Here is a 3,823-nt window from a genome sequence, read left to right as displayed (position 1 = left end):
ACAAATAAATCATCCTTGCTTTGATGCGATCGCACCTAACAAGGCTCTTTTAGCCCGCGCAGGCACCGCTTTGTCCGTGTAGCCCCAGGCTTGAGCCTGCGGGTTTTTTGAAGGTTTTATTTTTTGGAGTTCCCTAATACTAAATCCGGTTGTTAAAAGTATGACAAATCGTAGGACCTTCGACAAGCTCAGGAGGCATTGCCCACCTCCATTCAGTGGGCAATGCCCACCCTACAATTTGCTCAACTTATTTTTAAAGACCTATTCCAACCGCATTCCGTATAAATTCTGTCCCGGTTTTTTACAGATTGGAGGAATTCAACTCCCCAAAAGTGGTAGAATTGAACAAAATGCTATCAATTTTGTTCACAACTCATAATTTTATTAACTGCGATGAGTCACCCATCCACCCCGTCTGAGTTGTCCGACCGACCTGAATCTGAAACGGCCCCCTTGACTGAATCTGAAGCCGGTGAAGCCCCTGAAAGCCCCAAAGATAGCTATGTGAAACTGGCTATGCGAAATATGGTTCGCAAGCGGGGGACTTCTTTGAAGCACTTCTTCCTGACGACGGCGGGATTGTTAGGGCTGCTGGTGGGACTTGCCTATTTAACCCGTTAAGCAGAGGATAAAAATAGAGTGCAGTGTCAAACGATTCCACTGGATCTGAGTGTGCAAAATGCTTATTGGGAGTCTGATGTGGCGGGGAGAGTGCCGTTCGAGGCGACTGCCTCCGAAACCTGGGACCAGTGGTTCCAGACTTGGTTGCAACAGCTTGAAACCGAACTGCCACCGGCGATCGGCTACGAACTGAGCATCCGCCTGAGTGACGATGGGGAAATCCAACAACTCAATGCCCAATATCGCCATCAAGATAAACCTACGGATGTGTTATCCTTTGCCGCTTTAGAGGTAGAGTATCCACAGATAGAGTCTATCCCCGGAGAAATTCCTCTGTATTTAGGGGACATTATTATTTCCGTGGACACAGCCGCTCGACAAGCCGAACAGCAGGATCATTCCGTCACCGTAGAACTTGCTTGGTTGGCGGCTCATGGACTCCTTCATCTGTTGGGTTGGGATCATCCGGATGAAGAGAGTTTGATGCAGATGCTAGGTCAACAAGAAACCTTACTCACCGCTGTGGGTCTTGCCTTGTAACGATACAGACAACACAACTTGTCAAAAAATCAGGTTGTAGTATGGTTTCAGTATCTGAGCTTTCCTAGCGCACGGAAGCAATATCTGCTATGAAAATAGACCGTTCGGAAATAACTGGCCAACCGACTCCATCCGTTGACCCATCATCAAATTTGTCTACTGTTCTGCCTATGTCTCCAGAGGGAACGACCCCACCATCCAAGCGAGCATCGCATCAGCCTACCCGATTCAATCGTGATTTGTCCTGGCAGGTTGCTACGAACTTATTCATCAGTTTTAAATATGCGGCAACGGGAATCAGCTACACCTTTCAAACCCAACGCAACTTTCGGATTCATGTCGTCATTGGTTCAGTGGCGATCGCCCTAGGGATTTTTTTACAAGTCGGCTTTGTAGAAATTTCCATCATTACCTTAACAATTGGGGCGGTTTTAACCATGGAACTCCTGAATACGGCCCTAGAATCTGTAGTGGATTTAACCGTTCAGCAAAGTTACCACGACTTGGCTAAAATTGCCAAAGATTGTGCCGCCGGTGCCGTATTAATCTCAGCGATCGTCGCGATCGCCGTGGCCGGATGCCTGCTGTTACCCCCCTTATTCACCTGGGTGCAAAGTATTCTTTAACTCAGGGTCTTGACCCTCCCCAGTGGAGAGAGTCCCCGGTGCCATTGACACCCAATACGGTCCCCGCCTAAACTCCTCGGGTTATGAATTGCCAAGGCTACAGTCTCAATCGCGATCGGGAAGGGTGGAACTCATCCACCCCTCACCCGACTCCTGGAGTCCTCAACCGGCATCCCTCTCAATCTCCTGAATCGAGCCCGCTCAACTCCGGTTCAAAAACGTCTTATTCTATCAGAGAATGTCAATGAATTAATTTAACAGGATTGGCCTAAACTGCCAACTCTCAGCTTTAAACTCTAAACTCTAAAATCCCCAATTATTATAATAGACTTCTTGCAAAATTCTAAAAAGCCCCCCTGGAACTCAACATTTATTCCTCTGGCTCCCCCCTTCTTAAGGGGGGCGGGGGGGGATCTAAGGGGGGTCGGGGGGATCAATCCTTTTTTTTGCAAGAGATCTCATGATTGTTCGCCTAAACAGGAGTCTCTACCTTGATTGTCGTTATCGATAACTACGATAGTTTTACCTACAACCTCGTCCAGTACCTCGGAGAACTAGGCAAAGAAACGGCGATCGCCTCAGATATCCGCGTCTACCGGAATGACCAAATCACCCTCGACCAAATTCGTAAATTAGCACCGGATGCGATCGTCATCTCCCCAGGACCCGGACGCCCGGAAGATGCAGGCATTTCCCTGGAGTTAATTACCGAATTAGCCCCCACCCTGCCGATTCTCGGCGTTTGCCTCGGCCATCAATGCATCGGACAAGTCTTTGGCGGTCAAATCGTCGGTGCACCGGAACTCATGCATGGTAAAACCTCCGAAGTTCATCACAACGGAGTGGGCGTCTTTCAAAATCTCGACAATCCCTTTACCGCCACGCGGTATCACAGTCTCGTCATTGACCGAGACACCTGTCCTTCAGAACTGGAAATTACCGCATGGGTGGAAGATGGCACCATCATGGGAGTCCGACATCGGAAGTATCCCACCCTAGAAGGCGTGCAATTTCACCCCGAAAGCATCCTCACCACCCCGGGAAAACAACTGCTACAAAACTTTCTCGATCAGTTGAAATCCCTCGTGTAATCAACCCTTTCATCCTCGACCGTTGACCTTTAAATTCCGCTGTTTGTAGCGATTGCGATCATGATTAATCGGCGACAGTTTTTCCATTACGGGAAAGTAGCGGCTTTGGCAGGGATTGCCACCACACTTCCTTCAGCATGGCAACAATGGGCCGCTCAAACGCCACCCAGTTCGGGAAACCGGGCTAACAACACTAATTCTCTCTCCGTAAAATGGTTAGGCCATACTTGCTTTTTATTTGAAGGGGAAGGCCAGCGGGTCCTCGTCAATCCCTTCCGGACCCTCGGATGTACCGCAGGATATCCCCCCCCGTTAGTCTCCGCAGATTTAGTCTTAATTAGTTCTCGGTTATTGGACGAAGGAAATACCGAAGGACTCCCGGGACAACCCCGATTATTGTTTGAACCCGGGTCCTACCAGTTTCGCAACAAGCAAATCCAAGGGATTCGCACGGACCACGATCGCTATGGCGGACGACGGTTTGGCATCAATGTCGCTTGGAGTTGGACCCAAGCGGGGGTGAAAATCCTCCACCTAGGCGGCGCAGCGGCACCGATTAATTCAGAACAGCAAATCTTGATGGGACGCCCAGATTTGCTGTTATTGCCGGTAGGAGGGGGTCCAAAAGCTTATACCCCCTCGGAAGCCAAGGAAGCAATGGTCAAATTGAACCCCAAGGTGGTGATTCCCATGCATTATCGCACCACTGCCGCAGATGCTGAGATTTGCGATTTAGTTGAGGTGGATGAGTTTTTATCGGTTCTGGATAATCGGGTTGTCGAACAGGTCAATGCCAATTCCCTTGAACTGACTACGGGTAGTTTGCCAGAAACGGGTCCAGTGATTAAGATTATGAGTTATCAGACGGTGACAGGTTGAGCAGTAGCTAACGGAATTACTCATGACCTTGATAGAGAAGGGGGGGCAGTACAGAGACTGCCCCCC

5 protein-coding genes are annotated in these 3,823 nt (G+C 49.3%); all 5 read left to right on the top strand.

Features of this window, described 5'->3' with window-relative positions; all coding sequences use genetic code 11:
- Window positions 1–393 precede the first annotated feature (393 nt).
- The 5 genes from NG833_RS25240 to NG833_RS25220 all read left to right on the top strand — a co-directional run bounded on the left by NG833_RS25240 (window position 394) and on the right by NG833_RS25220 (window position 3,757).
- Window positions 394–621 carry a DUF3285 domain-containing protein gene (locus NG833_RS25240; protein ID WP_254568039.1) on the top strand — a complete coding sequence of 76 codons (228 nt, stop codon included), beginning with the start codon at window positions 394–396 and terminating at the stop codon, window positions 619–621.
- A gap of 18 nt (window positions 622–639) precedes the next feature.
- Window positions 640–1,161, top strand: a complete 522-nt coding sequence (gene ybeY / locus NG833_RS25235) for an rRNA maturation RNase YbeY (protein ID WP_254568038.1) — start codon at window positions 640–642, stop codon at window positions 1,159–1,161.
- Between the two features lie 89 nt (window positions 1,162–1,250).
- On the top strand, window positions 1,251–1,787 hold the full coding sequence (locus NG833_RS25230; RefSeq protein WP_254568037.1) for a diacylglycerol kinase family protein: 537 nt from the start codon (window positions 1,251–1,253) through the stop codon (window positions 1,785–1,787).
- 491 nt (window positions 1,788–2,278) lie between these two features.
- Window positions 2,279–2,878, top strand: a complete 600-nt coding sequence (locus NG833_RS25225) for an aminodeoxychorismate/anthranilate synthase component II (protein ID WP_254568036.1) — start codon at window positions 2,279–2,281, stop codon at window positions 2,876–2,878.
- A gap of 63 nt (window positions 2,879–2,941) precedes the next feature.
- A complete protein-coding gene (locus tag NG833_RS25220; protein WP_375293950.1) occupies window positions 2,942–3,757 on the top strand; it encodes an MBL fold metallo-hydrolase in 816 nt (271 codons plus the stop codon).
- Window positions 3,758–3,823 lie beyond the last annotated feature (66 nt).

The organism is Oscillatoria sp. HE19RPO (assembly GCF_024220515.1).
GTDB lineage: Bacteria > Cyanobacteriota > Cyanobacteriia > Cyanobacteriales > Laspinemataceae > Laspinema.
The sequence above is the reverse complement of the archived record's forward strand: the minus strand, read 5'-3'. Positions and strand labels throughout refer to the sequence as shown.